This is a genomic window from Streptomyces sp. NPDC033216 (assembly GCF_055577115.1).
The window spans coordinates 318,548-345,304 of sequence record NZ_JBVIQK010000005.1 but is presented as its reverse complement, the minus strand read 5'-3'; the positions used below and the strand labels follow the sequence as shown (position 1 = coordinate 345,304).

The 26,757-nt window shown below is 72.7% G+C and carries 23 protein-coding genes; 10 read left to right on the top strand and 13 right to left on the bottom strand.

Features of this window, described 5'->3' with window-relative positions; translation table 11 throughout:
* Positions 1-16: 16 nt before the first annotated feature.
* From ACZ5Y0_RS13235 to rsmI, 3 genes are all read right to left on the bottom strand, one after another.
* Entirely contained in the window at positions 17-895 is an 879-nt protein-coding gene (locus ACZ5Y0_RS13235; protein WP_469128745.1) for a TatD family hydrolase, read from the bottom strand.
* Positions 896-953: 58 nt separating this feature from the next.
* Positions 954-1,373 carry a hypothetical protein gene (locus ACZ5Y0_RS13230; RefSeq protein ID WP_469128884.1) on the bottom strand — a complete coding sequence of 140 codons (420 nt, stop codon included), beginning with the start codon at positions 1,371-1,373 and terminating at the stop codon, positions 954-956.
* Between the two features lie 323 nt (positions 1,374-1,696).
* Entirely contained in the window at positions 1,697-2,554 is an 858-nt protein-coding gene (gene rsmI / locus ACZ5Y0_RS13225; protein ID WP_469128744.1) for a 16S rRNA (cytidine(1402)-2'-O)-methyltransferase, read from the bottom strand.
* A gap of 62 nt (positions 2,555-2,616) precedes the next feature.
* Here rsmI and ACZ5Y0_RS13220 point away from each other — a divergent pair, with 62 nt between their 5' ends.
* The 3 genes from ACZ5Y0_RS13220 to ACZ5Y0_RS13210 all read left to right on the top strand — a co-directional run bounded on the left by ACZ5Y0_RS13220 (position 2,617) and on the right by ACZ5Y0_RS13210 (position 7,999).
* Entirely contained in the window at positions 2,617-4,368 is a 1,752-nt protein-coding gene (locus ACZ5Y0_RS13220; RefSeq protein WP_469128743.1) for a dolichyl-phosphate-mannose--protein mannosyltransferase, read from the top strand.
* 109 nt (positions 4,369-4,477) lie between these two features.
* On the top strand, positions 4,478-6,112 hold the full coding sequence (locus tag ACZ5Y0_RS13215; RefSeq protein WP_469128742.1) for a penicillin-binding transpeptidase domain-containing protein: 1,635 nt from the start codon (positions 4,478-4,480) through the stop codon (positions 6,110-6,112).
* 213 nt (positions 6,113-6,325) lie between these two features.
* On the top strand, positions 6,326-7,999 hold the full coding sequence (locus tag ACZ5Y0_RS13210) for a penicillin-binding transpeptidase domain-containing protein (RefSeq protein WP_469128741.1): 1,674 nt from the start codon (positions 6,326-6,328) through the stop codon (positions 7,997-7,999).
* Between the two features lie 186 nt (positions 8,000-8,185).
* Here the strand turns inward: ACZ5Y0_RS13210 and ACZ5Y0_RS13205 are convergent, their stop codons facing one another.
* Positions 8,186-8,542, bottom strand: a complete 357-nt coding sequence (locus ACZ5Y0_RS13205) for an SsgA family sporulation/cell division regulator (protein ID WP_469128740.1) — start codon at positions 8,540-8,542, stop codon at positions 8,186-8,188.
* A gap of 207 nt (positions 8,543-8,749) precedes the next feature.
* Between ACZ5Y0_RS13205 and ACZ5Y0_RS13200 the strand changes: the two genes are divergently transcribed.
* The 4 genes from ACZ5Y0_RS13200 to ACZ5Y0_RS13185 all read left to right on the top strand — a co-directional run bounded on the left by ACZ5Y0_RS13200 (position 8,750) and on the right by ACZ5Y0_RS13185 (position 12,644).
* The gene (locus ACZ5Y0_RS13200; protein ID WP_469128739.1) at positions 8,750-9,814 is read left to right on the top strand and encodes an energy-coupling factor ABC transporter permease; all 1,065 of its coding nucleotides are present in this window, start codon (positions 8,750-8,752) and stop codon (positions 9,812-9,814) included.
* A 1-nt stretch (position 9,815) separates the two neighbouring features.
* Complete coding sequence (cbiQ, locus tag ACZ5Y0_RS13195) at positions 9,816-10,577, top strand: cobalt ECF transporter T component CbiQ (RefSeq protein ID WP_469128738.1); 762 nt, start codon at positions 9,816-9,818, stop codon at positions 10,575-10,577.
* Positions 10,565-11,323: an energy-coupling factor ABC transporter ATP-binding protein gene (locus ACZ5Y0_RS13190; protein ID WP_469128737.1), complete on the top strand. Its 759-nt coding sequence runs from the start codon at positions 10,565-10,567 to the stop codon at positions 11,321-11,323. The genes cbiQ and ACZ5Y0_RS13190 overlap by 13 nt, the downstream gene beginning before the upstream one ends.
* Before the next feature lie 154 nt (positions 11,324-11,477).
* Positions 11,478-12,644 (top strand): serine hydrolase domain-containing protein, encoded by a 1,167-nt coding sequence (locus ACZ5Y0_RS13185; protein ID WP_469128736.1) that lies wholly within the window; start codon positions 11,478-11,480, stop codon positions 12,642-12,644.
* Positions 12,645-12,686: 42 nt separating this feature from the next.
* On the opposite strand, the gene ACZ5Y0_RS13180 is transcribed toward ACZ5Y0_RS13185, so the two are convergent.
* Positions 12,687-12,962 (bottom strand): DUF1876 domain-containing protein, encoded by a 276-nt coding sequence (locus ACZ5Y0_RS13180; protein WP_469128735.1) that lies wholly within the window; start codon positions 12,960-12,962, stop codon positions 12,687-12,689.
* Between the two features lie 404 nt (positions 12,963-13,366).
* Between ACZ5Y0_RS13180 and ACZ5Y0_RS13175 the strand changes: the two genes are divergently transcribed.
* Positions 13,367-13,765, top strand: coding sequence for a VOC family protein (locus tag ACZ5Y0_RS13175; protein WP_469128734.1), 399 nt, complete (start codon positions 13,367-13,369; stop codon positions 13,763-13,765).
* 220 nt (positions 13,766-13,985) lie between these two features.
* Here the strand turns inward: ACZ5Y0_RS13175 and ACZ5Y0_RS13170 are convergent, their stop codons facing one another.
* The 4 genes from ACZ5Y0_RS13170 to ACZ5Y0_RS13155 form a co-directional block, all read right to left on the bottom strand.
* The gene (locus ACZ5Y0_RS13170) at positions 13,986-14,831 is read right to left on the bottom strand and encodes an EamA family transporter (protein ID WP_469128733.1); all 846 of its coding nucleotides are present in this window, start codon (positions 14,829-14,831) and stop codon (positions 13,986-13,988) included.
* The gene (locus ACZ5Y0_RS13165; protein ID WP_469128732.1) at positions 14,828-15,379 is read right to left on the bottom strand and encodes a YbaK/EbsC family protein; all 552 of its coding nucleotides are present in this window, start codon (positions 15,377-15,379) and stop codon (positions 14,828-14,830) included. Before ACZ5Y0_RS13165 ends, ACZ5Y0_RS13170 begins: the two co-directional genes overlap by 4 nt.
* Before the next feature lie 132 nt (positions 15,380-15,511).
* Positions 15,512-17,767 carry an MMPL family transporter gene (locus ACZ5Y0_RS13160; protein WP_469128731.1) on the bottom strand — a complete coding sequence of 752 codons (2,256 nt, stop codon included), beginning with the start codon at positions 17,765-17,767 and terminating at the stop codon, positions 15,512-15,514.
* A gap of 149 nt (positions 17,768-17,916) precedes the next feature.
* Positions 17,917-18,519: a TetR/AcrR family transcriptional regulator gene (locus tag ACZ5Y0_RS13155; RefSeq protein ID WP_469128730.1), complete on the bottom strand. Its 603-nt coding sequence runs from the start codon at positions 18,517-18,519 to the stop codon at positions 17,917-17,919.
* Between the two features lie 154 nt (positions 18,520-18,673).
* Between ACZ5Y0_RS13155 and ACZ5Y0_RS13150 the strand changes: the two genes are divergently transcribed.
* A complete protein-coding gene (locus ACZ5Y0_RS13150; RefSeq protein WP_469128729.1) occupies positions 18,674-22,018 on the top strand; it encodes a S41 family peptidase in 3,345 nt (1,114 codons plus the stop codon).
* Between the two features lie 269 nt (positions 22,019-22,287).
* Here ACZ5Y0_RS13150 and ACZ5Y0_RS13145 read toward each other — a convergent pair whose 3' ends face one another.
* The 4 genes from ACZ5Y0_RS13145 to ACZ5Y0_RS13130 all read right to left on the bottom strand — a co-directional run bounded on the left by ACZ5Y0_RS13145 (position 22,288) and on the right by ACZ5Y0_RS13130 (position 25,914).
* Positions 22,288-22,512 (bottom strand): hypothetical protein, encoded by a 225-nt coding sequence (locus ACZ5Y0_RS13145; protein ID WP_469128728.1) that lies wholly within the window; start codon positions 22,510-22,512, stop codon positions 22,288-22,290.
* Positions 22,513-22,601: 89 nt separating this feature from the next.
* The gene (locus ACZ5Y0_RS13140; RefSeq protein ID WP_469128727.1) at positions 22,602-23,486 is read right to left on the bottom strand and encodes an SDR family oxidoreductase; all 885 of its coding nucleotides are present in this window, start codon (positions 23,484-23,486) and stop codon (positions 22,602-22,604) included.
* The gene (locus ACZ5Y0_RS13135) at positions 23,483-24,394 is read right to left on the bottom strand and encodes an alpha/beta fold hydrolase (protein WP_469128726.1); all 912 of its coding nucleotides are present in this window, start codon (positions 24,392-24,394) and stop codon (positions 23,483-23,485) included. Before ACZ5Y0_RS13135 ends, ACZ5Y0_RS13140 begins: the two co-directional genes overlap by 4 nt.
* Positions 24,391-25,914: a flavin-containing monooxygenase gene (locus ACZ5Y0_RS13130; RefSeq protein WP_469128725.1), complete on the bottom strand. Its 1,524-nt coding sequence runs from the start codon at positions 25,912-25,914 to the stop codon at positions 24,391-24,393. Before ACZ5Y0_RS13130 ends, ACZ5Y0_RS13135 begins: the two co-directional genes overlap by 4 nt.
* Positions 25,915-26,086: 172 nt before the next feature.
* Between ACZ5Y0_RS13130 and ACZ5Y0_RS13125 the strand changes: the two genes are divergently transcribed.
* The gene (locus ACZ5Y0_RS13125) at positions 26,087-26,737 is read left to right on the top strand and encodes a MerR family transcriptional regulator (RefSeq protein WP_469128724.1); all 651 of its coding nucleotides are present in this window, start codon (positions 26,087-26,089) and stop codon (positions 26,735-26,737) included.
* Positions 26,738-26,757: the final 20 nt, after the last annotated feature.

Here is a 26,757-nt window from a genome sequence, read left to right as displayed (position 1 = left end):
ACCGGTTCGGTACGGGTCAGTAGCCGAAGGCGCGTGCCGTGTTGGCGGCCAGGGCGCCCGCCAGGGTGTCCTCGTCGATCCCGCGTACCGCCGCCATGGCGCGGACCGTGACCGGGACGAGGTAGGGGGCGTTGGGCCGGCCGCGGTAGGGCGCCGGGGTGAGGAAGGGCGCGTCGGTCTCGACGAGGACCAGCTCCAGCGGGGCGACGGCGAGGGCGTCGCGCAGGTGCTGGGCGTTCTTGAAGGTGACGTTGCCGGCGAAGGACATGAAGTATCCGGCGCGGGCGCAGGTCTGCGCCATCTCGGCGTCGCCGGAGTAGCAGTGGAAGACGGTGCGGTCGGGGGCGCCCTCCTCCTTGAGCACGCGCAGCACGTCCGCGTGTGCGTCGCGGTCGTGGATGACGAGGGCCTTGCCGTGCCGCTTGGCGATCTCGATGTGGGCGCGGAAGGAACGCTCCTGCGCGTCCTTGCCCTCGGGGCCGGTGCGGAAGTAGTCCAGTCCCGTCTCGCCGACGCCCTTCACGTGGGGGAGCGCGGCAAGGCGGTCGATCTCGGCCAGCGCCTCGTCGAGCGCCCCGGCGCCCCCGGCTTCGCGAGCCCCCTGCCGGGACCAGCCGTCGGGGTCGCCGTGGACGATGCGGGGAGCCTCGTTGGGGTGCAGGGCGACCGCCGCGTGGACGCTGTCGTACGCAGCCGCCGTCTCGGCCGCCCAGCGGGAGCCGGAGATGTCGCAGCCGACCTGGACGACCGTCGTCACCCCGACCGACGCGGCCTTCGCGAGGCCCTCCTCGACGGTGCCGGACTGCATGTCGAGGTGGGTGTGGGAGTCGGCGACCGGTACCCGCAGGGGGGCCGGGAGCGGCGGCGCCGCGTTCTTGTCGGCGTTCGAAGGCATGCCCCGATCCTACGGAAGGGGCAGGCGCCTCCGTCGGCCGCCGGTCGCCCCCGTCGGCTCAGCCCGCGCGGTGCTGGAAGGGGTGCAGGAGATCGGACAGGTGCCAGTGGTGCCGGTCCGACGGCCGTTCCGCCGCGGCGACCGGTGCGTCCACCGGTCCGGCCGGACGCGCGGGGCGGGGGCCGGCCGCGCTCAGCGCGGAGGAGACCTGGCCGGCCCGCATGATGCGTACGACGTGCCCGTCGCAGTTCTGGCAGGAGGGGCGGCTCAGCGGGGACGGCACGAGCCGTCCGTCCGCCACGTACTGGACGAACTCGTGCCCCTCGGCATCCGTGTGGTGCTCGATCTCGTACGACTGTTCCCAGGCGTGCCCGCAGCGCATGCAGGCGAAGGAGTACGACTCGTGCACGACGGGGATCGCCGCGCCGCGCGGGCCGGTCCGCCCGGTGATCCCGGCGAGCCCGGCGCTGTCGCTGATTCCGGTGATGTCGCGGATGCGGCTGTCGCTGATCCCGGTGACGCCGCTGGTCCCGCCGCCGATCGCCGTGATGCCGCTGGTCCCGCTGTCGCTGATCTCGCTCATGCCAGCTCCTCTGGTCCGCTGGACGGGGGGACGGGTGCGTCCCCGCCGTCCAGTGGACCGCTCCGCCGGGGCGAAGGCAGCCGACCTGTCGAGTGTTGGTCGCGATTTGGGCGTTCCTTGCCGATGCGGGACGCGGAGCGACTTGTGGGCTTTGCCGTCGACGACAGTTCTTTACCGCCTGGTGGGAATACCTCTCACCGGGCGGTGGGGAACGCTCCTCACCCCGCGGCGTTCTTCGCCGCGACGACCGCGTCGAAGACCTCCCGCTTGGGCACACCCGCCTCCGTCGCCACCGCCGCGATCGCCTCCTTGCGCCGCTCGCCGGCCTCCTCGCGCACCCGCACCCGGCGGACCAGTTCCGCCGCGTCCAGTTCGCCGGGGCCCCGCTCCGGCGCCCCGGTGACGACGACGGTGATCTCGCCGCGCACGCCCTGCGCCGCCCACTCGGCCAGCTCGCCCAGCGGGCCGCGCCGGACCTCCTCGTACGTCTTGGTCAGTTCGCGGCAGACGGCGGCCCGCCGGTCGGCGCCGAACACCTCGGCCATCGCGGCCAGGGTGTCGTCCAGCCGGTGCGGGGCCTCGAAGTAGACGAGGGTGCGGCGCTCCCCGGCGACCTCCCGCAGCCGGGACAGCCGCTCCCCCGCCTTGCGCGGCAGGAAGCCCTCGAAGCAGAAGCGGTCGACGGGCAGGCCGGACAGCGCCAGCGCGGTGAGGACCGCGGACGGACCGGGTACGGCGGTGACCCGGATGTCCTTCTCGACGGCCGCGGCGACCAGGCGGTAGCCGGGGTCGGACACGGACGGCATCCCGGCGTCGGTGACGAGGAGGACACGGGCGCCGCCGAGGAGGTGGTCGACCAGCTCGGGGGTACGGGCGGACTCGTTGCCCTCGAAGTAGGAGACGACACGCCCCTTGGGCGTCACGCCCAGCGCCTGCGTGAGCCGGCGCAGCCGACGGGTGTCCTCGGCGGCGATGACGTCGGCGCCGGCCAACTCCTCCGCGAGCCGGGGCGGGGCGTCCGCGATGTCCCCGATGGGAGTGCCGGCAAGGACCAGGGTTCCGGGTGCGACTGTCACGTTTCCATCCTCGCAGGGGGACGGACCGGGACTCCCACAGCCCTGTTCCCTACGATGGCGCGGTGACCAGTACCGCGTCCTCCACGGACTCCACGGACTACCGGCCGGACCAGGCACCGCAGGACCGGCGGCCCGGCTGGCCGTCGCGGCTGCGCCGGTTCGGCTACGCGGCGGAGCCGGGCGGTGACGTCCGTGAGCGGCTGGTGCCGCCGTTCGCCGAGCCGAGCCCGCGGCTCTGGCAGGCGCTCGGCGTGCCGGCGGGGCTCGCGGGCCGGATCACCCGCTGGTCCGGCTGGCTGGGTCCGCTGCTGGTCACGCTGGTGGCGGGCGTGCTGCGGTTCTGGAACCTGGGCAGCCCGAAGAAGGTGATATTCGACGAGACGTACTACGCCAAGGACGCGTGGGCGCTCGTGCACCGCGGCTTCGAGGTCAACTGGGACAAGAACGCCAACGACGTCATCCTCGGCAGCGGCGGCCATGTCACGATCCCCACGGACGCGGCGTACGTCGTGCATCCGCCGGTCGGCAAGTTCGTCATCGGACTGGGCGAACTGGCCTTCGGGTTCGATCCGTTCGGCTGGCGGTTCATGACGGCGCTGCTGGGGACCCTGTCCGTCCTCCTGCTGTGCCGGATCGGCCGCCGCATCTTCCGCTCCACGTTCCTCGGCTGCCTGGCGGGCGCGCTGATGGCGGTGGACGGGCTGCACTTCGTGATGAGCCGCACCGCGCTGCTCGACGGGGTGCTGATGTTCTTCGTGCTGGCGACGTTCGGTTGCCTGGTCGTCGACCGGGACAAGGCCCGCGCGAGGCTCGCCGCCGCGCTGCCGCCGGACGCGGACGGCCGGCACCGCCCGGACGCGCACGTCGCCGAGACCACGCGCCTGGGCCCGCGCCCGTGGCGCTGGGCGGCGGGCGTCATGCTGGGGCTGGCGATCGGCACGAAGTGGAACGGCCTGTACATCATGGTCGCGTTCTGCCTGATGACGGTGTTGTGGGATGTCGCCGCGCGCCGGGTGGCCGGTGCGCGGCACCCGTACCGGGTGGTGCTCGGGCGGGACACGGGCCTGGCGTTCCTCGCCACGGTGCCGGTCGCCCTGGTCACCTACCTGGTGTCGTGGACGGGCTGGATCCTTTCCCCGGACAACGGCTCGGGCGGCTACTACCGCAACTGGGCGGCCACCGACGGCAAGGGCGGCAGCTGGACCTGGCTGTTCCCGGACTGGCTGCGGAGCCTGTGGCACTACGAGCACGAGGTGTACGAGTTCCACACCCACCTCACCTCGCCGCACACCTACGAGTCGAACCCGTGGAGCTGGCTGGTCCTCGGCCGTCCGGTGTCGTACTTCTACGAGTCCCCGGCACCCGGCGCGGACGGCTGTCCCGTGGACGCGGGCGAGAAGTGCGCGCGGGAGGTCCTGGCGATCGGCACGCCGATGCTGTGGTGGGCGGCCTGCTTCGCGGTGCTGTTCGTGCTGTGGCGCTGGTTCTTCCGCCGCGACTGGCGGGCGGGCGCGATCGTGTGCGCCGTCGCGGCCGGGTATCTGCCGTGGTTCCTGTACCAGGAGCGCACGATCTTCCTCTTCTACGCCGTCGTGTTCCTGCCGTTCCTGTGTCTGGCGGTGGCGATGATGATCGGGGCGCTGGTCGGCCGGCCGGGGTCGAGCGACACCCGGCGGGTGGTCGGCGCGACGGGGGCGGGTGTGCTGGTGCTGCTGATCGCGTGGAACTTCATCTACTTCTGGCCGTTGCACACCGGCACCGCCATCCCGATCGACGACTGGCGGTCACGGATGTGGTTGGACACCTGGGTCTAACGATTGCAGCAACTCCCGCCCCGCAGACCGCTCCTCCGCATACTGTGAGCTGAGGGGAGGCTTCTGAACGCGTTCAGAAAGCCCTGAAGGTCAACGGGGAGGGGCGGCAATGCGCAAGGGGGCCAAGGCGGCCGTCGTCGGATCGGTGTTCGCCGTCATGGTGGGCGGGGCCGGGTACGGCACCTTCAACATCGTCAACGCGCTGAACGGGGACGTCGGCGGCGCACCGGGGGCGAGCGGGCCCTCGCCGCTGAGGACCGGGCCCCCCAGCGCCGCCGAGGTGAAGGACACCAGCGCCGCGTTCTTCGCGGCCTGGGAGAAGGGGCAGGGGGCGAGCGCGGCGGCGCTCACCGACAACGCCGGGAAGGCGCGGCCGCTGCTCACCTCGTACGGCCAGGCCGCCCACATCACCGATGTGAAGATCACGCCGGGTGCGCCGGCCGGGACCAGCGTGCCGTTCACGGTGAAGGCCACGGTGTCCTACCAGGGCAGGTCCGAGCCGCTCACCTACAGCAGCCGGCTGACGGTCGTGCGCGGGGTGACCACCGGCAAGGCGCTGGTGGACTGGCAGCCGTCGGTCGTGCACCCCGCACTCGAGGGCATGGACGACACACTGGTCACGGGCGAGGCGACGGCGCCGCCGATCGAGGCCGTGGACCGCGACGGCAAGGTCCTGACGAAGGAGAAGTACCCCTCACTGGGGCCGATCCTCGACGAACTGCGCGCCCGGTACGGCGACAAGGCGGGCGGTACGGCCGGTGTCGAACTGGCGATCCACCACGCCGCCCCCGGCTCCGCCGACACCCCGCTGCTGACCCTGGCGAAGGGCAGGGCGGGTCGGTTGCCCACCACGCTCAGGGCGAGCGCGCAGGCGGCCGCCGAGAAAGCGGTCCTGAGGTACCCCGAGTCGTCGGTGGTGGCCGTGCAGCCGAGCAGCGGCGAGGTGCTGGCCGTCGCCAACAACCGCAACGACGGATGGAACGCCGCCTTCCTGGGGGAGGTGGCGCCCGGCTCCACCATGAAGATCATCAGCGCGGCCACCCTCATCGACAACGGCATCACCACCGCGACCGGCCCGGCGCCCTGTCCGGCCGACGCGACCTGGCAGAGCCAGACGTTCCGCAACATCGAGAACATGGCGCCGGACGAGGACGCGACCCTCTCGGAGAGCTTCGCGCGCTCCTGCAACACGGCCTTCGTGAAGTACGCGGACGAGGTGAAGGTCGATTCGCTGACCAACGAGGCCGAGGACCGTTTCGGGATCGGCCTCGACTGGCAGACCGGCATCCCCTCCTTCGACGGCTCCGTCCCGGCCTCCGGCGGCCCGGACACCGCGGCCGACATGATCGGCCAGGGCCAGGTCCAGATGAACCCGCTGAACATGGCGTCGGTGACGGCGACCGCGATGACGGGCGCCTTCCGTCAGCCGGTGCTCGTGCCGAAGCGCCTCGTCGGCCGGGAACTCGCCCAGGCGCGCGGACTGCCGGCGAGCACGGTGGAGCAGCTGCGCGCCATGATGAACCGCACCGCGACCAGCGGCACCGCCGCCGACGTGATGTCGGGGCTGAGCGGCCGGATCGGCGCGAAGACCGGCTCGGCGGAGGTCGACGGGAACGCGCGGTCCGACAGCTGGTTCACCGGCTACCGGAACGATGTCGCCGCCGCGGCCATGGTCCAGGACGGCGGTCACGGCATCGACGCGGCCGGGCCGATCGTCGCGGCCGTACTGCGGTCGGGCGCCTGAAGACACTCGTAGGGCGTGGGTGACGTCACAGGTGACGTCACCCCACCGGCGGGGACTCTAGGCTGGGCGCCGTCGTCGGTGTCGGCATCGGAATCGGAATCGCGATCTGCCGCCGGTGCCGGTGAGGACGACTCGCACGGTCGGCCGGGGCGACTCACACAGCGGGGCAGTGGGGCGAGGCGGCCCCCCGTAGAACACGGAGGATCGCGGGCAGTGGGCAAGAGAAGGCGCGTCGCCGAGCGACGGAGCAAGCGGCCGGCCGTGGTCGGCGGCATGATCGCCGTCGCCGTCGTCGTCGGAGGCGCGGGCCTCGGCGGCTACGCGCTGTACGGCGGGGGCGCGGCGGCCGAGGACGGTTCGGCCAGGGCGGCGAGGAAGCCGGCGGTCAGGACCGGCCCCCTGTCGGCCACCGAGGTCACCACCGCCGCCCGGGCGTTCCTGACGGCCTGGCAGCAGGGCAAGGTCGCCGAGGCCGCCGCGGCCACCGACGACCCGGCGGCCGCCGCCGCCCTGCTCACCGGCTACACCAAGGACGCCCGTATCACCGGCGCCACCCTCACGGCCGGCCCGCACGCCGGGGACAAGGTCCCCTTCGCCGTGAAAGGCAAGGTCACCTTCGGCAGGACCAGCAAGCCGGTGGCGTACGACAGCGCGCTGACCGTGGTGCGGCGGGCGAAGGACGGCAAGCCGCTCGTCGACTGGCACGCGTCCGTGGTGCACCCCGAGCTGGCCGACGGCGACACCCTGGTGACCGGCGAGGCCGGCGATCCGCCGGTCAAGGCGCTCGACCGCGACGGCGGTGAGCTGACCGCGAAGAAGTACCCGTCGCTGGGGACCGTCCTGGACGGGCTGCGCGAGAAGTACGGCAAGAAGGCCGGCGGCAGGGCGGGGGTCGAGCTGCGGGTGGTGCGCGGCAAGGCGTCGAAGGCGAAGAAGTCCTCCGACAAGACGTTGCTGGAGCTGAGCGAGGGCACGCCGGGCACGGTGCGGACGACGCTGAGCCCGTCGCTCCAGGCCGCCGCCGAGAAGCAGGTCGCGAGCGCCGCGCGGGCGTCGGTCGTGGTGACCCGCGCCTCGACGGGCGAGATCCTCGCGGTCGCCAACGGCAACCCCAACTTCAACACGGCTTTCCAGGGCTCGCTGGCGCCCGGCTCCACCATGAAGGTCATCACCTCCTCGCTGCTCATCGAGAAGGACCTGGCGTCGGCGGACAAGGCGCATCCGTGTCCGAAGTACTTCACGTACGGCGGCTGGAAGTTCCAGAACGACGACAAGTTCGAGATCAAGGGCGGCACTTTCAAGGCGAGCTTCGCGCGCTCCTGCAACACGGCCTTCATCAGCCAGGCGGGCAAGCTCGACGACGACAGCCTGACCAAGCAGGCCCAGCAGGTCTTCGGCCTGTCGATGAACAACTGGGCGATCGGCGTGCCGACCTTCGACGGCGCGGTACCGGTGCAGTCGGCGGCGCAGAAGGCGGCGGAGCTGATCGGCCAGGGCGGGGTGCGGATGAACCCGTTGAACATGGCGTCGGTCGCGGCCACGGTGAAGTCGGGCAGCTTCCACCAGCCGTACCTGGTCGCCCCGTCGGTGGACGGCCGCAGCCTGGCGAAGGCCGCGCGCACCATGTCCTCGGACACGCTGTCGCAGCTGCGGGAGCTGATGAACTACACGGCCGCTCACGGCACGGCCGCCGAGCCGATGGCCGGGCTCGGCCCGGACTACGGCGCCAAGACGGGCTCCGCGGAGGTCGACGGGCAGAAGCAGCCCAACGGCTGGTTCACCGCCTACCGCGGTGACCTCGCGGCGGCGGGTGTGGTCCAGCAGGGCGGCCACGGCAGCGAGTCGGCGGGCCCGATCGTGGCGGCGCTGCTGAGGGCCGGGAGCTAGCGCCGGTCCCCAAGGCCGGTCCCGTCTGCCCGGCGTGCGGACGAGGCCGCTTTCAGCGACACGCCCCACGGCCTCTCGTCCGGCTCGGGCCGGGCTCGGGCCGGCACCGCGCCGCGTCGTCCGCTCAGTGGGTCACGGGCGGGGCCGGGCTCGCCGGCCCCGGCACCGCGCCGCCGCCTCGTCCGCTCAGTGGCTCACGGGCTGCGCCGTGGCCGTGTAGGTGCGGCGCAGGAAGCGCAGGAGGGTCTTGGACTCGAACTGCACGACCGAGACGCCCTGCGAGGAGTGGAACTCCACGATGGCCTGGACCCGTCCGCAGGGCCAGACGCGGACCTCCCCGCTGCCGGCCGGGGCGCGCAGGCCCTGTTCGAGGAGGGTGCGGGCGATGGTCCACTCATGGGTGCCGGGGAGCCCGACCCGGACGGTGCGCGGGTCGTCGTCGGGGTCGTAGCGAAGAACGACGGGGACGGCGTTGCGTTCCTCCTCGACCAGATCCGCGTCCGTGACGATGTGGGCTCGCGCGTACTGCTCGACTACAGACATCGACCGCCCTCTCACGCTGCGTGGCCTGTACGGAAGCTCTACGTCCACTCCCCCTCCAATGTCGCACGTTTTCCGGTCCCCGCCCTCCTGAGCGGGCGTATCTCACATGTGCGATGCGCGGACCTCATCACCCGCGGCCGAGTGGAGCCGGCACGAAGACGGACTCTCTCTTGCAACCCGTTCGCATTAAGCCACTATCATCGAACGGTGCACGTACCCGACGGATTCATCAACGCCCCGACCTCCGCCGTGACCGGAGTCGTCGCCGCGGGCGCCATCGCCGTGAGCCTGCGCGGGGCGCGCCGCGAACTCGACGAACGCACGGCGCCGCTGGCCGGCCTGGTGGCCGCATTCATCTTCGCCGTACAGATGCTCAACTTCCCCGTGGCGGCCGGAACAAGCGGCCATCTTCTCGGCGGGGCGCTCGCCGCGATACTCGTGGGCCCCTTCACCGGGGTCCTGTGCGTGTCCGTGGTCCTGCTGATGCAGGGCATCCTCTTCGCCGACGGCGGCCTGACCGCGCTCGGCGTGAACATCACCGACATGGCGGTGGTGACGACGGTCGTGGCCTACGCCGTCTTCCGCGGGCTGGTGAAGGTGCTGCCGCGCACCCGCCGTTCCGTCACCGCCGCCTCCTTCGTCGCCGCGCTGCTGTCCGTGCCGGCGGCGGCTCTCGCCTTCACGCTGATGTACGCGGTCGGCGGCACCACCGACGTCGCGATCGGCAAGGTGGCCACCGCCATGGTCGGCGTGCACGTGCTGATCGGCGTCGGCGAGGCCGCGATCACCGCGCTGACGGTCGGCGCCGTCATCGCCGTACGGCCGGATCTCGTGTACGGGGCGCGCGGGTTGCAGCAGCGGCTCCAGCTGCGGGTGAACGGCGAACTCGTGGACCTGCCCGCCGCCGAGGAGGCTCCGGCTCCCGCGTCGGCGCCCGTCGCGGCGCGCACCTCCCGTCGCACGCTGTGGGCGAGCGGCCTGGTCACCTCCCTGGTCCTCGCCGGCTTCGTCAGCTTCTACGCCTCCTCGAATCCGGACGGCCTGGAGAAGGTCGCCGCCGACAAGGGCATCGACAAGAAGGCCGAGGAGCACTCCGCCTCGGACTCCCCGCTCGCCGACTACGGCGTCAAGGACGTCGGCGACGCCCGGCTGTCCGGCGGACTAGCGGGCGTCATCGGCGTCGGCGTGACCGTCGTCGCGGGCAGCACCGTGTTCTGGGCGGTACGCCGACGCCGCGGCGCCGACGTGTCCCCGACGGCCGTGGACCTCTGACATGGGCGCCGGGCACGCGCACCGGCTGTACCGGCACGGTCACTCGCCCGTGCACGCCCTGCCGCCGCACACCAAGCTCGCCGCCACCTTCGCCTTCGTCGTGGTCGTGGTGTCGACGCCGCGGGAGGCGACGTGGGCGTTCGGCCTGTACGCCGTCCTGCTCGGCGTCGTCGCGTCCCGCGCCCGCGTCCCGGCCGGTTTCCTGCTGAAGCGGCTGCTGATCGAGGTGCCGTTCGTCGCCTTCGCCGTGCTGATGCCGTTCGTGGCCGAGGGCGAGCGGGTGGACGTCCTGGGGCTGTCCCTCAGCGTCAACGGACTGTGGGGGGCCTGGAACGTACTCGCCAAGGGCACCCTCGGCGTCGCCGCCTCCGTCCTGCTGGCCTCCACCACCGAACTGCGCGAACTCCTCCTCGGCCTCCAGCGCCTCAGACTGCCGCCGCTGCTCGTGCAGATCGCCTCCTTCATGATCCGCTACGGCGACGTCATCACGGACGAGATGCGGCGGATGAGGATCGCGCGGGAGTCCCGCGGGTTCGAGGCGAGCGGCGTCAAGCACTGGGGCGTTCTCGCCAAGTCCGCGGGCGCCCTGTTCATCCGTTCCTACGAGCGCGGGGAGCGCGTGCACCTGGCCATGGTCAGCCGGGGGTACGCCGGTTCCATGCCGGTGATCGACGAGGTGACCGCCTCGCGCGCGCAGTGGTCGTACGCGCTGACCCTGCCGTTCGCCGCCCTCGTCGTCTGCGTGCTGGGATGGGCCCTGTGACTGCTTCCCTCGAGGTCTCGGGCCTCGCCTTCGCCTACCCCGACGGCCACCAGGCCCTGTTCGGCGTGGACTTCTCGATCGCGCGCGGCGAGCGGGTGGCGCTGCTCGGGCCGAACGGCGCCGGCAAGACCACCCTCGTGCTGCACCTCAACGGCATCCTGACCGGCGGCGCCGGGACGGTGACGGTCGCCGGGCTGCCCGTCGGCAAGCGGCACATGGCGGAGATCCGGCGCAGGGTCGGCATCGTCTTCCAGGACCCCGACGACCAGCTGTTCATGCCGACCGTGCGGGAGGACGTGGCGTTCGGACCCGCGGCGGCCGGGCTGGGGGGCGCGGAGCTGGAGGAGCGCGTGGACCGGGCGCTCGCCCAGGTCGGCATGGCCGAGTTCAAGGAGCGTCCGCCGCACCATCTGTCCTTCGGGCAGCGCCGCCGGGTCGCGGTCGCGACGGTGCTGGCGATGGAGCCGGAGATCCTCGTCCTGGACGAGCCGTCCTCCAACCTCGACCCCGCCTCGCGCCGCGAACTGGCCGACATCCTGCGCTCCCTCGACGTCACCGTCCTCATGGTCACCCACGACCTGCCGTACGCCCTGGAGCTGTGCCCGCGGTCCATGATCCTCAGCGAGGGCGTGATCGCGGCGGACGGGCGCACGGCCGATCTGCTCGCGGACGACGCGCTGATGCGCGCGCACCGGCTGGAGCTGCCGTTCGGTTTCGACCCGCGTTCGGTGACGTCGGGCGCGTGACGCCGGCAAGCGTGTCGGAGCACGCGCCGTGCTCGTCCACGCGGCGCGACAACATCGACGTAACGATCCCGCCGGGCCGGCCGGCCCCAGGAATCGTCGGCTGCGCGGGGGCGTTGACCCCTCCGTCGCAGGTGAGCCGAGAGGACGTACGGACGTGGATGTGCACGGCACGGTGACCGCCGGCTTCGAGCCGGTCAGGGAGGCGTTCGCCCGCAACTTCGACTCGCTCGGGGAGCGGGGCGCGGCCGTCGCCGTCTACCGGGACGGGCACAAGGTCGTCGACCTGTGGGGCGGCGGCCGGGACGTCGACGGCGGGGCGCCCTGGGAACGGGGCACCGCGCAGATCGTGCGCTCGGCGACGAAGGGTGTCGCCGCCGCCGTCCTGCTGATGCTGTGGCAGCGCGGGGAGCTGGACCTGGACGCGCCGGTGGGGACGTACTGGCCGGAGTACAAGGCGGCCGGCAAGGACCGGACGCTCGTGCGGGACGTGCTCGCGCACCGTGCCGGCGTGCCCGTGCTGGACCGGCCGCTGACGCCCGCCGAGGCCGCCGACCCCGAGGTCGGCGCCGCGGCGGTCGCCGCACAGGCGCCGGCGTGGGAGCCCGGCACGGACCACGGCTACCACGCGCAGACCTACAGCTGGCTGACCGGCGAACTGGTGCGTCGGGTCACCGGGCGGCCGATCGGCACCTGGATCGCCGAGGAGATCGCCGGACCGGCCGGGGCCGAACTGTGGCTCGGCCTGCCGGAGCGCGAGCGGGCGCGCGTGGGACGCGTGGGGCAGACCGAAGCGCCCGCGCAGGCGGGCGCGCTGCGCACGCGCCCCAAGCGCGCGGTCGCCGACGCCTACGCCGACCCGGACTCGCTCACCCGCCGCGCCTTCGCCGCGATCACCCCGCTGCCCGACGAGAACGATCCCGCGTACCGGGCGGCGGCCCTGCCCGCCTCCAACGGCATCGCCACGGCGGACGGACTGGCCCGCTTCTACGCGTCGCTGATCGGCGAGCCCGACGGCGGCCGACGCCTCTTCGCCCCGGAGACCGTGCGGATCGCACGCGGTGAGCGGTCCGCCGGGGCGGACCGGGTGCTCGTCGTGAACACCCGCTTCGGTGCCGGCTACATGCTGCACGGCGCCGCCTCACCGCTGCTGTCCCCCGCCTCCTTCGGCCACCCCGGCCGTGGCGGCCCCCTCGGCTTCGCCGACCCTGAGTCGGGCATCGCCTTCGGCTACGTCACGAGCGGCTTCCGGTCCAGCGTGACGGCGGATCCGCGGGCGCAGGCGCTGGTGCGGGCCGTACGGACGGCCACGACCGCCGGCTGACCGGGCGGAGGTTCTCCTCCACTCGCTCACTCGCTCACTCGCTCACACGTGGATCGGGTGCGAGGTCCTTCCCGACGCGTCGTCGATCTCCATGTGAGCCTTCGTCAGCAACTGCATGGCGATCTCGTTCAGGGCACGAGCGCCGGCGATCTCCTCGCCGACCCGTGGTTGGTTGGGGTCGACCCGGTGCCGGCTGGCGTGCCCGTGCGCCCGGATCTCGCTCCCGTCGGGCAACCGGACCAGCGCGACGGCCCGTGTGTGTTGATCGTCCTCCTCGAACTCCAGCTCGACATGCCATCCGACTGTGGTGTGCATCATGACGATCACCTCCGGAACATCTGCTTCCAGGGTGCTCCTCAAGGCGTCCGGGCGCACCCATTCGGCCGGAGCGCGGTGATGTCGGGTTCTCGCCCCGGCGCCGCACGGGAGGAACAGCCCGGCCACCTCAGGTGGTCTCCGGCCACCGGCCACGGGCCACCGGCCACGGGCTTCCGGCCACCGACGGCCGACGGACGGAATCATGATTGCGCCTGCGCGTGGCGGCGACTACCGTCCCTCAGGTGACTGCCGGGTCGGCCTTGGGCCACGCACGAGTGAGGCGCCCGGTCTCGGCGTGAGCGCGAGGCGGGCCAGAGGCCCGCCGCTCCGTCTCCGCGTCCTTCCTTCCCGCCCCCCGCAGAGGGCACCACCCTGGACACCGAGACCGGAGACCTTCACTCACCATGCCTGCTCAGACACCGCTCCCCCAGCTGAACCACCTCGCCGTGCCCGCCCGTGACCGGCAGCTCTCGGCCGAGTTCCTCGCCGCGATCCTGGGCCTCCCGGTCGGCGCGCCGTTCGGCCCGTTCCTGCCGGTCGACCTCGGCAACGGCGTCACCCTCGACTTCTACGAGATGCGTGACGAGCCGATCCAGTCCCAGCACTACGCGTTCCTCGTGGCGGAGGAGCAGTTCGACACGATGATCGCCCGCCTGGAGGCGGTCGGCGTCACGTACTACGCCGATCCCCGGCACAGCGAACCCGGCCGTACGAACAGCCTGTTCGGCGGCCGGGGCGCGTACTTCGCCGACCCGGACGGCCACAACCTGGAGATCATGACGCGGCCCTACGCACGGCCGTAGGAGACGGGGGCCTTCTGCGGCCGTACGATCCAGCGGGTCCGGAACCGGGGTGCGTGCCCCGTTCCCGCAAGCCGGGTACGACCGCCGCCCGACGGTGAGCCGGGCGGCGGTCCCGCCACCGGGACGGCGGTCCGGCGGCCGCGCGCGGGTGACGGCCGCCGAGACCGTGTCCGGGCGAGGCGCCGGCCACGTGCCTCGGGCGCCCCGGCCGCCGTCGTCCTCACCCCGTGTGCAGCATCAGGCCGATGCCCACCACGAGAAGGGCCGCGGCGGCGATGCGCGGGGCGCCGAAGCGTTCCTTGAAGAAGATGGCGCCGATCGCCGCTCCGACGATGATCGACGACTCGCGCAGGGCGGAGATGGGGGCCAGTTCGGCGCGGGTCTGGGCCCACAGGACGAGGGCGTAGGCGGTGACCGAGAGGGCCGCGCCGAGGAGGCCGAGGGCGGCGTGGGGGCGCAGGACCGCCAGGGTTCCGCCGCGCCGGCGGGCGGCGGCGTACAGGGGCAGGACCGTGCCCTGGACGGCCATCAGCCAGGCGATGTAGCCGAGGGAGGACCCGGACGCGCGGACGCCGAGGCCGTCGACGACCGTGTACGCGGCGATGGTCAGGCCGGTCGCCAGCGCCGCGCCGATCGCCGCCCAGTCGGGGCGCCGTCCGCGCAGGCCCCACACGGCGACGCCGGTGAGGCCCGCGCAGGACACGGCGATCCCGGCGGCGGCCCAGCCGTCGGGCACCTCGTGCGCGAACACGGCGGCCAGGACGGTGACGACGAGGGGCGCCGAGCCGCGCGCGATCGGGTAGGCCTGCCCGAAGTCGCCGAGCCGGAACGACCGCATCAGCAGCGCGTAGTAGGCGATGTGGATCGCGGCCGAGACCAGCAGGTACGGCCATGCCGCCGCCGCGGGGAACGCCGTGAACGGCGCCATCGCGAGGCCGATGAGCAGCCCGCCGCCCGAGATGAGGGCGAAGCCGGTCAGCTTGTCGGTGATGCGGTGGGCTATCGCGTTCCAGCTGGCGTGCGTGACCGCGGCGAGCAGGACGGCCGTGGTGACCAGTGGGGTCACCTGGTGCGCTCGCGCACGTCCACGACAGTGGCGCCGGCGTGTCCGACGAGCGCCTCGGGCGCCATGGGGAACACGGTGTGCGGTGTCCCGGCCGCCGCCCACACCACGTCGTGCGCGAACAGGCTCCGGTCGGCGAGGACCCGGGTGCGGGTACGGTGCCCGAACGGCGGCACGCCTCCGATCGCGTACCCGGTCGTCTCCCGTACGACGTCGGCGGCGGCCCGCTTCACCTTCCCGGCCCCGAGTTCCTTGCGGACCAGTTCCACGTCGACGCGGGAGGCCCCGTCCATCAGCACCAGCACCGGCACGCCGTCCGCCGTGAAGACCAGCGACTTGCAGATCTGACTCAGCTCGCACCCGATCGCGGCGGCCGCCTCGGCGGCGGTCCGGGTCGCGTCGGGGAAGCGGCGGATGTCGGCGTGCAGGCCGGCGAGGCCGAGGGCGTCCAGTGCCTCGGCGAAACGGGGGTGTGCCCCGGAGGGCGCGGTGGTCACGGAACCGGCGGAGTTCGCGGGCTCATCGGCGTCAGTGGCGGCTGTCGTCGTCATGCACGGCACGCTAGCGGTGCGTGTAGAGGGCAGGCGAGCGGATCGGCCCCAGCGGAGGAAAGCCGGTGAGGGCGCCCCGTCCCCACGGGGCCCTCGCCGGCTTCCTCTCCACCGCGCCCGCTCAGCGCGGCGTCACGCGCGGACCAGTTCCCGGTCCTTGTCCGCGTCGGGGTCCGTGTTCCGGGAGTCGAGGGCCTTGAGGCCTTCGCCCTCGACGTCCACGTTGGGCAGAACCCGGTCCAGCCACTTCGGGAGCCACCAGGCCCTCTTCCCGAGCAGGGCCAGGACCGCGGGGACGATCGCCATGCGGACCACGAACGCGTCGAAGAAGACGGCGATCGCCAGTCCGAAGCCGATCATCTTGATCATCTGTTCGCTGGAGGTGATGAAGCCGCCGAAGACGGCCATCATGATGATCGCGGCGGCGGCCACCACCCGCGAGCTGTGCCGGAACCCGGTGACCACGGCCTGGGCCGGCGTCTCGCCGTGGACGTAGGCCTCTCGCATGCGGGTCACGAGGAACACCTCGTAGTCCATCGCGAGACCGAAGACCACGCCGACCATGAAGATCGGCATCATCGACATGATCGGGCCGGGCTCCTCGACGCCGAGCAGCCCGCCGAGCCAGCCCCACTGGAAGACCGCGACGACCGCGCCGAGCGCGGCGAGCACGCTGAGCAGGAAGCCGAGGGCGGCCTTCAGCGGGACCAGGATGGAGCGGAAGACGACGATGAGGAGGAGGAAGGCGAGGCCCACCACCAGGCCGAGGTACGGGATCAGCGCGTCGTTGAGCTTCTGCGAGAAGTCGATGTTCATCGCGGTGGTGCCGGTGACCAGGACCTCCGCGCCGGTGTCGGCCTTGATGTCGGCGCTCTCGCCGCGGATGGCGTGCACCAGGTCCTCGGTCTGGACCGAGGACGGTTTGGAGTCGGGGATCACGGTGATCGTGGCGGTGTCGGCGGCCTTGTTGTAGGCGGCCGGGGTGACCGTCACGACGTTCTCGAGTTCCTTGATCCCATCGGTGACGGTGGTGACCGCGCCCTGCGGGTCGTCGCTGTTCCGGGCGTCGACGACGATCATCAGGGGGCCGTTGAAGCCGGGGCCGAAGCCCTCCGACAGCAGGTCGTACGCCCGGCGCTGCGTGGTGGACGTCGGCTGCGAGCCGTCGTCGGGCAGGCCCAGCTCCAGTTGGGTGGCCGGGACGGCGATCGTCCCGAGGCCGACCACGCCGAGCAGCAGGACGGCGGCCGGGCGGCGGATGACGAAGCTCGCCCAGCGGGTGCCGAGGCCGGGCTTGGCCGGTGCCGCCGCCCTGGACGTCCCGGCGCGCTCGGTCCGTCCGGCCTTGCCGGCGCCGCGCGGCTTGCGCTTCTCGCCCGCCGGGCGGATCTTCCGGCCCGCGTAGCCGAGCAGCGCCGGGATCATGGTGAGGGCGATGAGGACGGCGACGACGACCGTGCCGGCCGCGGCGAGGCCCATCTTGGTGAGCATCGGGACGTTGACGACCGCCAGGCCCGCCAGGGCGATCACGACGGTGAGGCCGGCGAAGACCACGGCCGATCCGGCGGTGCCGGTGGCGCGGCCGGCCGCCTCCTCGCGGTCCCGGCCGTCGGCGAGCTCGCCGCGGTAGCGGGAGACGATGAACAGCGCGTAGTCGATGCCGACCGCCAGGCCGATCATCAGCGCGAGGGTGGACGTGGTGTCGCCGAGGTCGAGCGCCTTGGCGAGGGCGGTGATGGTGGACACGCCGATGCCGACGCCGATGATCGCGGTCAGCAGCGGGAGTCCGGCCGCGACCAGCGAGCCCAGGGTGATGACGAGGACGACGGCGGCGATGGCGATGCCGACGACCTCACCGGCCGCTCCCGGCTCGGCCCCGGCCTGGAGCGCGTCACCGCCGATGTCGACGGTCAGTCCGGCGGCCCGTGCGTCGTCCCCGGCCGCCTCCAGGGCGTCCCTGGTCGAGTCGGCCAGTTCCATGCCGGGGGCGTCGTACTTCACCGACGTGTAGGCGACCGTGCCGTCCTCGCTGACGGCGGCGGTGGTGAACGGGTCGGTGACGGAGACGACCTGGGATCCGTCGCTCAGTTCCCTGACGGTCTTGGCGACGGTCGCCCGGTTGTCGGCGTCCGTCATCTTCTCGCCGTCGGGCGCCTTGAAGACGATGCGTCCGGTACCGCCGTCCGCGCTGGCGCCGGGGAACCGCTGTTCCAGCAGGTCGAAGGCCTTCTGCGCCTCGGTCCCCGGGATGGAGAAGGAGGTGGTGCCCGGTGTGGGCGCGGAGGCCGCGCCGACGCCCGCGAGCGTCAGCAGGGCGACCCATATCAGGGCGACGAGATGCCGTCGCCGGAAGGCGAGCCGGCCGAGTCTGTAGAGGAACGTGGCCACGGGGGCGTACTCCCGGTCAGGTCGTGGTGTAGGGGCTGAGGTGGCGACACAGGCCCCAAGGGCAGGGGTGATCAACCCGGCGGGGAGGCAGGGGTGATCGGCCCGACGACGAGAGCGGTGACGTCAGGGAGGGCGGACCGCGGGGACGGTCAGGAGGTGGTGGGGATGCCGAGGGCGGGGAGGACCACGGCGTCGATGTACGAGGTGAGGAAAGCCTGGGTCGGCGGCTGGTCGTCGAGCAGCGCCCGGGTGGCGAAGCCGCCGATCATCATGTGCAGCATGAACTCCAGCGCGGGACAGTCCGCCCGGACCTCGCCCCGGTCGATGGCCCGCCGGATCACCTGGTGGAACCCGGACATCTCCGGCTCGACGAGCTGCGCCCGGAACGCCCTGCGCAGGTCGGCGTTGTTGTGCATCGCCATGGCGACACCGCGCATGAGCGCCGAGTTCTGCTCGATGGTGCAGTCGTCCTCGAGCTGAACCAGTGCGTGCAGGTCGCCCCGGAGGGTGCCCGTGTCGATCCCGTCGCTGTGGTCCGGTTTGCTGTGTCTGATGGCCTTCACGACCAGGTCGGCCTTGCCGCCCCACTGGCGGTAGAGCGTGGCCTTGCTGGAACGGGTGCGGGCGGCGACGGCGTCCATGGTCAGGGCGTCGTAACCGACCTCGCGGAGCAGGTCGAGCACGGCCCCGTACAGCTCGGCCTCGCGCTCGGGTGTGATGCGACTGCGACGCGTCGTCGCGACCTCAGTCATGCCCCTCACCTTCCGACTCCGGCACGGCTCGTCCCGTACACCATGAACATACCCCGAGGAACTGCGAAACGAAACGGTTTCGTACGTGCGCTGGCTCACGTCCGTCAAGAACACATAAGTTGCCCTGCCCGGTACGCGGGAAAAGCATGGAGACGTGACCTACTTGCGCCTGCCCCACCTCAGCGGTGACCAGTTGTGCTTCGTGGCGGAGGACGACCTCTGGCTGGCCCCGCTCGACGGACCCGGCCGCGCCTGGCGGCTCACCGCCGACCGCACCAAGGCCGGCCATCCCCGCTTCTCCCCCGACGGCGGCCGGGTCGCCTACACGAGCTGGCGCAGCCTCGTGCCCGAGATCCACCTGATCCCCGTGGACGGCGGTCCCGGACGGCGGCTGACGTACTGGGGCAGCCCCGACACCCGGGTCTGCGGCTGGACCCCCGACGGCGACATCCTGGCCGTGGCCTCCCACGGCGAACCTTTCTCCTACTTCACCTGGGCCTACAAGGTCTCCCCCGACGGCTCCCCCGGCCGCAGACTGCCCTGGGGACCGGTCACCGACCTCCAGACCGCCGACCTCGAAGGCGAACGCCGCACCCTGCTGCTCACCGGCACCCCACCGCACGAACCGGCCGCCTGGAAGCGGTACCGGGGCGGGGCCACGGGCCGGCTCTGGCTGCACGGACAGCGGCTGCTCGCCGACCTGGACGGCCACCTCGCCGCACCCATGCTGGTCGGCGGCCGGGTCGCCTTCCTCTCCGACCACGAGGGCGTCGGCAACCTCTACTCCTGCGCCCACGACGGCTCCGACCTGCGCCGGCACACCGACCACGACGCCTTCTACGCCCGCAACGCCGCCAGCGACGGCACCCGCGTGGTGTACCAGTGCGCCGGGGACCTGTGGATCGTCGACGACCTGTCCCCGGACTCCGAGCCTCGCCGGATCGACGTACGGCTGAGCGGGCCGCGGACGGGGCGGCGGCCGTACCAGATCCCGGCCGCGCAGCACGTGGACGGCATCTCGGTCGACGAGACCGGGCGGGCGAGCGCGGTCGTCGTGCGCGGCAGCCTGTACTGGCTCACCCACCGCGACGGGCCCGCGCGGACCATTACCGACACCCCCGGCGTACGGGTCCGGCTCCCGGAGATGCTCGGCTCGGGCGGTCAGGTCGCCTACGTGACGGACGCGGAGGGCGAGGACGCCGTCGAGATCGCCTACCTGCCGCGGGCGAGCGGGGACCGCGCGCCGCGCCGGCCGGTCTCCGGCGGGCTGGGCCGGGTGCTGGAGATGGTGTCCGACCCCGCGGGCGAACGGCTGGCGATCGCCTCGCACGACGGCCGCCTGCTGCTGGTCACGGTGTCCGACGAGGTGGCGGAGGCGGAGGCCGTCGGGGAGGCCACAGAGGCCGGCCGGGCCAGGGGAGCCGCAGAGGCCGCAGAAGCCGCCGGCTCGGGCGGCTCGGGCGGCTCCGGCGGTGTGGTCGTCGAGTTGATCCGGTCGGTCAACGGGCCCGTGCGCGATCTCGCGTTCTCCCCCGACGGGGCCTGGCTGACCTGGTCCCATCCGGGTATCGGGCGGTCGCTGCGGCAGATCAAGATGGCCCGGATCTCCGGGCTCGGCAAGGGTGACGGACTGATCGTCGACGTCACGAACGGGCGTTTCGAGGACGAGAACCCGGTCTTCACCCGCGACGGCCGCTATCTCGCCTTCCTCTCCTGGCGCGGCTTCGACCCGGTGTACGACGTCCACACCGGCGACCTCTCCTTCCCCCTCGGCTGCCGCCCCTACCTGGTGCCGCTGAACTCGGCGACCCCGTCCCCCTTCGCCCTCACCCCCGAGGGCCGGCCGGCCGCCGGCGGGCTCGACCCGGCGGAAGAGGAGGGCGGCGACGGCACGGTCACCGTCGAGGTCGAGGGGCTGGCGAGCCGGGTGACACCGTTCCCGGTGCCCGCCTCCAAGTACTCGGCGCTGTTCCCGGTCGCGGGCGGAGGCCTGGTCTGGCTGCGCTGGCCGATCTCCGGGGCCCTCGGCGAGACCTTCGCCAACCCGGACGACACCAGTGGGCGGCCGACGCTGGAGCACTTCAACCTCGGCAAGGCGAAGAAGAGCGAACTGGTCGAGCACCTCGACTGGTTCGCGGTCAGCGGCGACGGCAGCCGGCTGGTCGTCGTCGACGAGGGTGAGCTGCGCGCGGTGCCCTCCACCGAGTCCGGCGACCTCGACTCCACGGTCTGGCTCGACCTGCGCCGCATCCTGCACGAAGTCGACCCGGGCGCCGAGTGGCGGCAGGCCTACGCGGAGGCGGGCCGCCTCATCCGCGCCTACTTCTGGGACCCGGGCATGTGCGGCATCGACTGGGACGCGGTCCTCGACCAGTACCGGCCCCTGGTCGAACGGGTCGCCTCCCCCGACGAGTTCGCCGACCTGCTCCGGGAGGTCCTCGGCGAACTGGGCACCTCCCATGCCTACGTCACCGCCGCCCGCCGCAACGAGGGCCCGCCCCACTACCAGCGCCGGCAAGGCCTACTCGGCGCCAACCTCGTATGCAGGGGAGGTCGTTGGACGGTCAAGCGGATCCTGCCCGGCGACTCCTCGGACTCCAAGGCACGCTCCCCGCTGGCCGGGACCGGCATCCGCGAGGGCGCGGTGCTCACCCATGTCGACGGCCGCCCGGTGGATTCGGTCACCGGCCCCTACCCGCTGCTGGCGGGAGCGGGCGGTACGACGGTGGAGCTGACGTTCACCCCCGCCGAGGACGAGTCCGGGCGGGCCCGGCGGGTCGCCGTCGTCCCCCTCCTCGACGAACGGCCGCTGCGCTACCAGGACTGGGTGGCCAAACGGCGCCAGGTGGTGCGGGAGTTGAGCGGCGGGCGGTGCGGCTATCTGCACATCCCCGACATGGGCGGCTCCGGCTGGGCCCAGTTCAACCGCGACCTGCGGATGGAGGTGTCCCGCCCCGCGCTGATCGTCGACGTCCGCGGCAACGCGGGCGGGCACATCAGCGAACTCGTGGTGGAGAAGCTGACCCGCACCATCCTCGGCTGGGACCTCACCCGCGACGCCCAGCCCGTGTCCTACGCGTCCAACGCGCCCCGCGGCCCCGTGGTCGCCCTCGCCGACGAGGCGACCTCCTCCGACGGCGACATGATCACGGCGGCGTTCAAGCTGCTGGGACTCGGGCCGGTGGTGGGACAGCGGACCTGGGGCGGAGTCGTCGGCATGACCGGACGCCACCGGCTCGGCGACGGGTCGGTCATCACCGTACCGATGAACGCGGCGTGGTTCGACGCGTACGGGTGGTCCGTGGAGAACCACGGGGTCGCCCCCGACCTGGAGGTGCTGCGGACCCCGCTGGACTGGGCGGAGGGGCGGCACGCGCAGCTCGACGACGCGGTGTCGCTGGCGCTGGCCCTGCTGGAGAAGGACCCGCCGGCGTCGCCGCCGGGCCTCGCGGACGTCCCGGACCGGTCCCGTCCGCGGCTGCCCCGCCGGGGGCGTTGAGGGACCGTCGGGGACGGCGTCCGCGGCGATCTCGGTGCCCGGCGGACGCGGCCCCCCGGGCACGGTGTCCGGTGCCGTGCGTTGCCACGTGCGGGTCGCCGGGGACCGATCGTCCGGTTTCCCGCCCCGAGCGAGCGGGAGCGCGGCTCGGGGGCGGGGAAACCGCGTGCCGCGGCCACATGACCCGGCGCCACCGGCGCACCCCACACGCACGCGGGGTGCCCCCTTGACGGAGGGCACCCCTCTGCGCTCAAGCCCAGCGGCACGCGTTACCGCATCGCCTCGGGGTCGAAGTCCGCGTCGTAGCGGTCCTCCTCGTCACGGGCCGTGCGCTGCGGGTGCTGCTCGTCCCGGACCGTGCGCTGCGGGTCCTGCTCGCGCTCACCACGCTGCCGGCCGCGCTCCTTGGTCTGCTCCTTGGTCTCGTCCATCTTCCGCTTGGCCTTGTCCTGCCACTGCTCGGCCTGGTCCTGGAACTTGTCCTTCATACCCATGTGGGTTCACTCCCGTATGAGGGTGAGGGGATTGGCCCTTGGTCGGGCCTCGACCAGATTCACACGGCAGGACATTCCGCGCATTTCGATCAACTACGCTGCGTAGCGCGTGCCTGTTCGTCGGCCGCGCCCCCCGCTCCGACCAAACCCGTCCGCATGCCCCGCAGCCGGGGCTCGAACCGCCTCATCTCCCTTTGCCCCACCGTCCCGATGAGCCCCGGCAGATATCCGCGGATCCCCTGCATCCCGCGCAGCCACCACTGTCCGTACACGTGCGAGGAGCGGCGCTCTATCCCGGCGACGATCCGCTCGACGGCGGGGCCGAGCGGGTACGTCTTGTTGGACGGCCAGGGCAGCCGTTCCCGCAACTCCCGCATCACGTCCTCCTGGTCGGCGCCGCGCACCATGTCGGTGTCGGTCCAGGACAGGTAACCGACGCCCACCCGCACGCCCTTGTGGCCGACCTCGGCGCGCAGGCTGTGCGCGTACGCCTCCACGCCCGACTTGGACGCGCAGTACGCCGTCATCATCGGCGCGGGGGTGATCGCCGCGAGGGAGGCGATCTGGAGGAGGTAGCCGCGGCTCTCCGTCAGCACCGGCAGGAAGGCGCGGGCGGTGACGGCCGAGCCGATGAGGTTGACCTCGATGACCCGGCGCCAGGCGTCCGGGTCGGAGTCGGCGAACGGGCCGCCGGTGGCCACGCCCGCGTTGGCGACCACGATGTCCACCTTGCCGAAGCGTTCCTTCACCTCCTGGGCGACGCGGGCCATCGCCGCATGGTCGGTGACGTCGGCGTACCAGTGGTCGGCGTCACCGTGCAGCCGCTCCGCGACCCGCTTCAGCGCGTCCGGTTCGAGGCCGACCAGCGCGACGCTCGCCCCGCGCGCGGAGAGCTTGCGCGCGAGCAGTTCACCGACGCCCCGTGCGGCCCCGGTGACGACCGCGACCTGTCCTTCGAGGCTCACCTTGCTCATGCGCCCTCCTTCATGGCTATGTGGGTGGTGACGAGGTCCCGGATCGTGCCGGTGACCAACTCCGGTGCCTCCACCGGCGTCATGTGGCCGAGACCCGGCAGCTCCGTCAGGCCGACGCAGACCGGCAGCGCCTCGGCCAGCCGACGGGCGTGCACGGGCGGCGTCATCCGGTCCGCCGAGCCCACGATCACCGCCGTCGGAACCCGCAACTCCCGTACGGCGTGGTCGAGATCAAGCAGGTCGAGGACGTTCGACCAGGCGTGTCGGACCCGGCGCGGGCAGGCGTGCACGATCCGCGCGCAGACCTCCACCATGTGCGGGGACGAACCGGCGCCCATCGTGGCGTACTTGAGGACCCGGCGGGCGAGCGGCGTGACCGGGCCGAGGGGTGCCCGCGAGCCGAGGACGCGTCCGGTCAGCCAGTCCCGCAGCCGGCCCGGCCGGATCGGCACGACGGTGGACTCGGCGACCAGCCGTGAACTGCCCGTGCTGCACAGCACGACGGCCGCCGCGTGGTCACGGAACGCGGGCCGGGTGGAGGAGGCCATGATGGTCATGCCGCCCATGGAGTGCCCGGCGATCACGGCCCGTTCGCCCGGTGCGAGGGTCGCGGTGAGGACGGCCTCCAGGTCGTCGGCGAGCACGTCGGCGCCGCACGCCGGGCTCGCCGGGGTACGGCCGTGGCCGCGCTGGTCGTAGGCGACGACCCGGTGGTCGGCGGACAGGGCGCGGATCTGCGCCGCCCAGAACGCGGTCGAGCAGGTCCAGCCGTGCGCGAGGACGACCGCCGGGGCGGAGTCCTGGCCGTGCACCTCGACGTGCAGTTCCGTGCCGTCGGCGGAGCGGGCGGTCAGGACGCGGGCGGGTGTGGGAGGGGCGTACGGGCCGAGGGCGACGGTGGTCGTCACGCGGTCACCTCCGGCCGCCGGGCGCGGTCCGCCGTCTCCCCGGCGGCCGGGGCGCGCAGTACCTCGTACTCCGCGAGGTCCACCCGTCGGGTGGCGCGGCGGAACTCGCTCGTGGTGCCCGGCCAGACGGTGGTGTTGCGTCCGTTGGCGTCCAGGTACCAGCTGGTGCAGCCGCCGGTGTTCCACACCGTGCGCGTCATACGGTCCTGCACGCGCCGGTTCCAGGCGCGCACGGCGCTCGGGCGGGCGTCCAGGGCGGCCCGGCCTCCCAGGACGTCGAGCTGGCGGAGGTAGTCGGCCAGGTAGTTCAGCTGGGACTCGATCATGAGGATCATGGAGGAGTTCCCGAGGCCGGTGTTGGGGCCGATGATCGTCATCCAGTTGGGGAACCCGGCCGCGGAGGCACCGCGCAGGGCCTCCATCCCGCCCTTCCAGCTCTCGGCGAGGGTCCGCCCGTCGACGCCGACGACCCGCTCGGCGATCGGCATGTCCGTGACGCGGAAGCCGGTGCCGAAGACGATCGCGTCGACCTCGGCCTCGCTGCCGTCGGCGGCGACGAGGGTGTTCCCGCGGATCTCCCGCAGCCCGCTCGCCACCACGTCCACGTTGGGGCGGGTGAGCGCCGGGTAGTACTCGCTGGACAGCAGGATCCGCTTGCAGCCGATGCGGTAGTCCGGGGTGAGCTTGGCGCGCAGCGCCGGGTCCTTGACGGCGCGGGCCATGTTCCGTCCGGCGAGCCGCTCGACGAAGCCGAGTTCGTTCGGGTGCTTGGTGAAGGCCTGCACCTGGAGTTCGCGGATGCCCCACAGGAGGCCGCGGCGGGCCCGCGCGGTGACCGGCAACCGCTTGTGCAGCCAGCGCTCGGCGCCGCTGATCGCCCGGTCGATGCGGGGCATCACCCATGGCGGGGTGCGCTGGAAGAGGGTGAGGTGGCCGACCTTCGGCTGGATCGCGGGCACGATCTGGATGGCCGAGGCGCCCGTGCCGACCATGGCGACGCGCTTGCCGGTGAGGTCGTAGGCGTGGTCCCAGCGGGCGGAGTGGAAGACCTTGCCGGGGAAGGAGTCCAGGCCGGGGATCTCGGGGATCTTGGGGTCGGACAGCGGCCCGGTCGCGGAGACGACGACGTCGGCCGAGAGCGTTCCTCCCCCGGCGGTCTCGATGTCCCAGCGCATCCGCTCCGGGTCCCAGGTCATCCGCTCGACCTCGGCGTCGAAGCGGATGTGGGGGCGCAGCCGGAACACGTCCGCGACGTGCTCCAGGTAGGCGCGGATGTGTTCCTGACCGGAGAAGGCGCGCGGCCAGTCCGGGTTGGGCGCGAAGGAGAAGGAGTACAGGTGGGACGGCACGTCACAGGCGCACCCGGGGTAGCTGTTGTCCCGCCAGGTGCCGCCGAGGCCGCTCGCCCGCTCCAGGACGACGAAGTCGGTGATCCCCTCCCGGCGCAGCCGCACCGCGGCCCCCAGTCCGCCGAATCCCGACCCGATCACCGCCACCCGCACATGCTCGTGCTCGGCCATCCCGACGCCTCCCTGCCTCGCGACACTGCGACAACCCTGCGAAGCCGCGCATCCACCGGATCCGCGACTCTGCCAGTGAACACTGGCGCAATCGGAGCGTAGAGCAGCGGCGTACTGATGGGTAGGGGCCGGAAGAAGGAAAGTTACCGACGGTACGACATAGGCTTCCCGAGTGACGGACAAGCGGGAGTACAGGACGGAGGAGCTGGCCAGGGAGGCCGGCATCACGGTGCGCACCCTGCGCTTCTACCGCGAGCGCAAACTGCTCGCGCCGCCCCGCCGCGAGGGCCGTATCGCCTGGTACGACGACCACCACCTGGCCCGACTGCGCACGATCGCGGCACTGCTGGAGCGCGGCCACACCCTGACCGGCATCGCCGAACTCGCCGACGCCCTCGATCACGGCCGCGACGTCGCCGACCTGCTCGGCGTCGGCGGTCCCACCGAGGAGGAGCCGGTCCGCCTCACCCCCGAGGAGCTCGCCGCCCGCTTCGAGGGGCAGGTCACGCCGGACAACCTCGCCGCCGCCCTGGACCTCGGCTACCTGGGCACCGACGGCGACGAGATCGTCCACATCAGCCGCCGTCTGCTGGACGTCTCCGCCGCCCTGGTCCGCGAGGGCATCCCCCTCGCCGAGGTCCTCACCGCGGGCGCCCGCGTCCGCGACCACGCCGACGCCCTCGCCGAACTCTTCACCGCCGTGATCCTCCGTCACGCGGGCGAGGAGGCCCTGCCCCGTCTGCGCCCGCTGGCGCGGAGCGTGGTGGAGGCGGAACTCTCCCTGGCGCTGGACCGGCGGTTGCGGCGGGTCCAGCGGCCGTAGGCGGCGCCCACCGAACGGGC

Bases quoted from the DNA above. Each gene is read 5' to 3' on its own strand.
- ACZ5Y0_RS13235 (WP_469128745.1), bottom strand. From the start codon at position 895: ATGCCTTCGAACGCCGACAAGAACGCGGCGCCGCCGCTCCCGGCCCCC.
- ACZ5Y0_RS13215 (WP_469128742.1), top strand. From the start codon at position 4,478: ATGCGCAAGGGGGCCAAGGCGGCCGTCGTCGGATCGGTGTTCGCCGTC.
- ACZ5Y0_RS13205 (WP_469128740.1), bottom strand. From the start codon at position 8,542: ATGTCTGTAGTCGAGCAGTACGCGCGAGCCCACATCGTCACGGACGCG.
- cbiQ (WP_469128738.1), top strand. From the start codon at position 9,816: ATGGGCGCCGGGCACGCGCACCGGCTGTACCGGCACGGTCACTCGCCC.
- ACZ5Y0_RS13190 (WP_469128737.1), top strand. From the start codon at position 10,565: ATGGGCCCTGTGACTGCTTCCCTCGAGGTCTCGGGCCTCGCCTTCGCC.
- ACZ5Y0_RS13180 (WP_469128735.1), bottom strand. From the start codon at position 12,962: ATGATGCACACCACAGTCGGATGGCATGTCGAGCTGGAGTTCGAGGAG.
- ACZ5Y0_RS13175 (WP_469128734.1), top strand. From the start codon at position 13,367: ATGCCTGCTCAGACACCGCTCCCCCAGCTGAACCACCTCGCCGTGCCC.
- ACZ5Y0_RS13165 (WP_469128732.1), bottom strand. From the start codon at position 15,379: ATGACGACGACAGCCGCCACTGACGCCGATGAGCCCGCGAACTCCGCC.
- ACZ5Y0_RS13155 (WP_469128730.1), bottom strand. From the start codon at position 18,519: ATGACTGAGGTCGCGACGACGCGTCGCAGTCGCATCACACCCGAGCGC.
- ACZ5Y0_RS13145 (WP_469128728.1), bottom strand. From the start codon at position 22,512: ATGGGTATGAAGGACAAGTTCCAGGACCAGGCCGAGCAGTGGCAGGAC.
- ACZ5Y0_RS13140 (WP_469128727.1), bottom strand. From the start codon at position 23,486: ATGAGCAAGGTGAGCCTCGAAGGACAGGTCGCGGTCGTCACCGGGGCC.
- ACZ5Y0_RS13130 (WP_469128725.1), bottom strand. From the start codon at position 25,914: ATGGCCGAGCACGAGCATGTGCGGGTGGCGGTGATCGGGTCGGGATTC.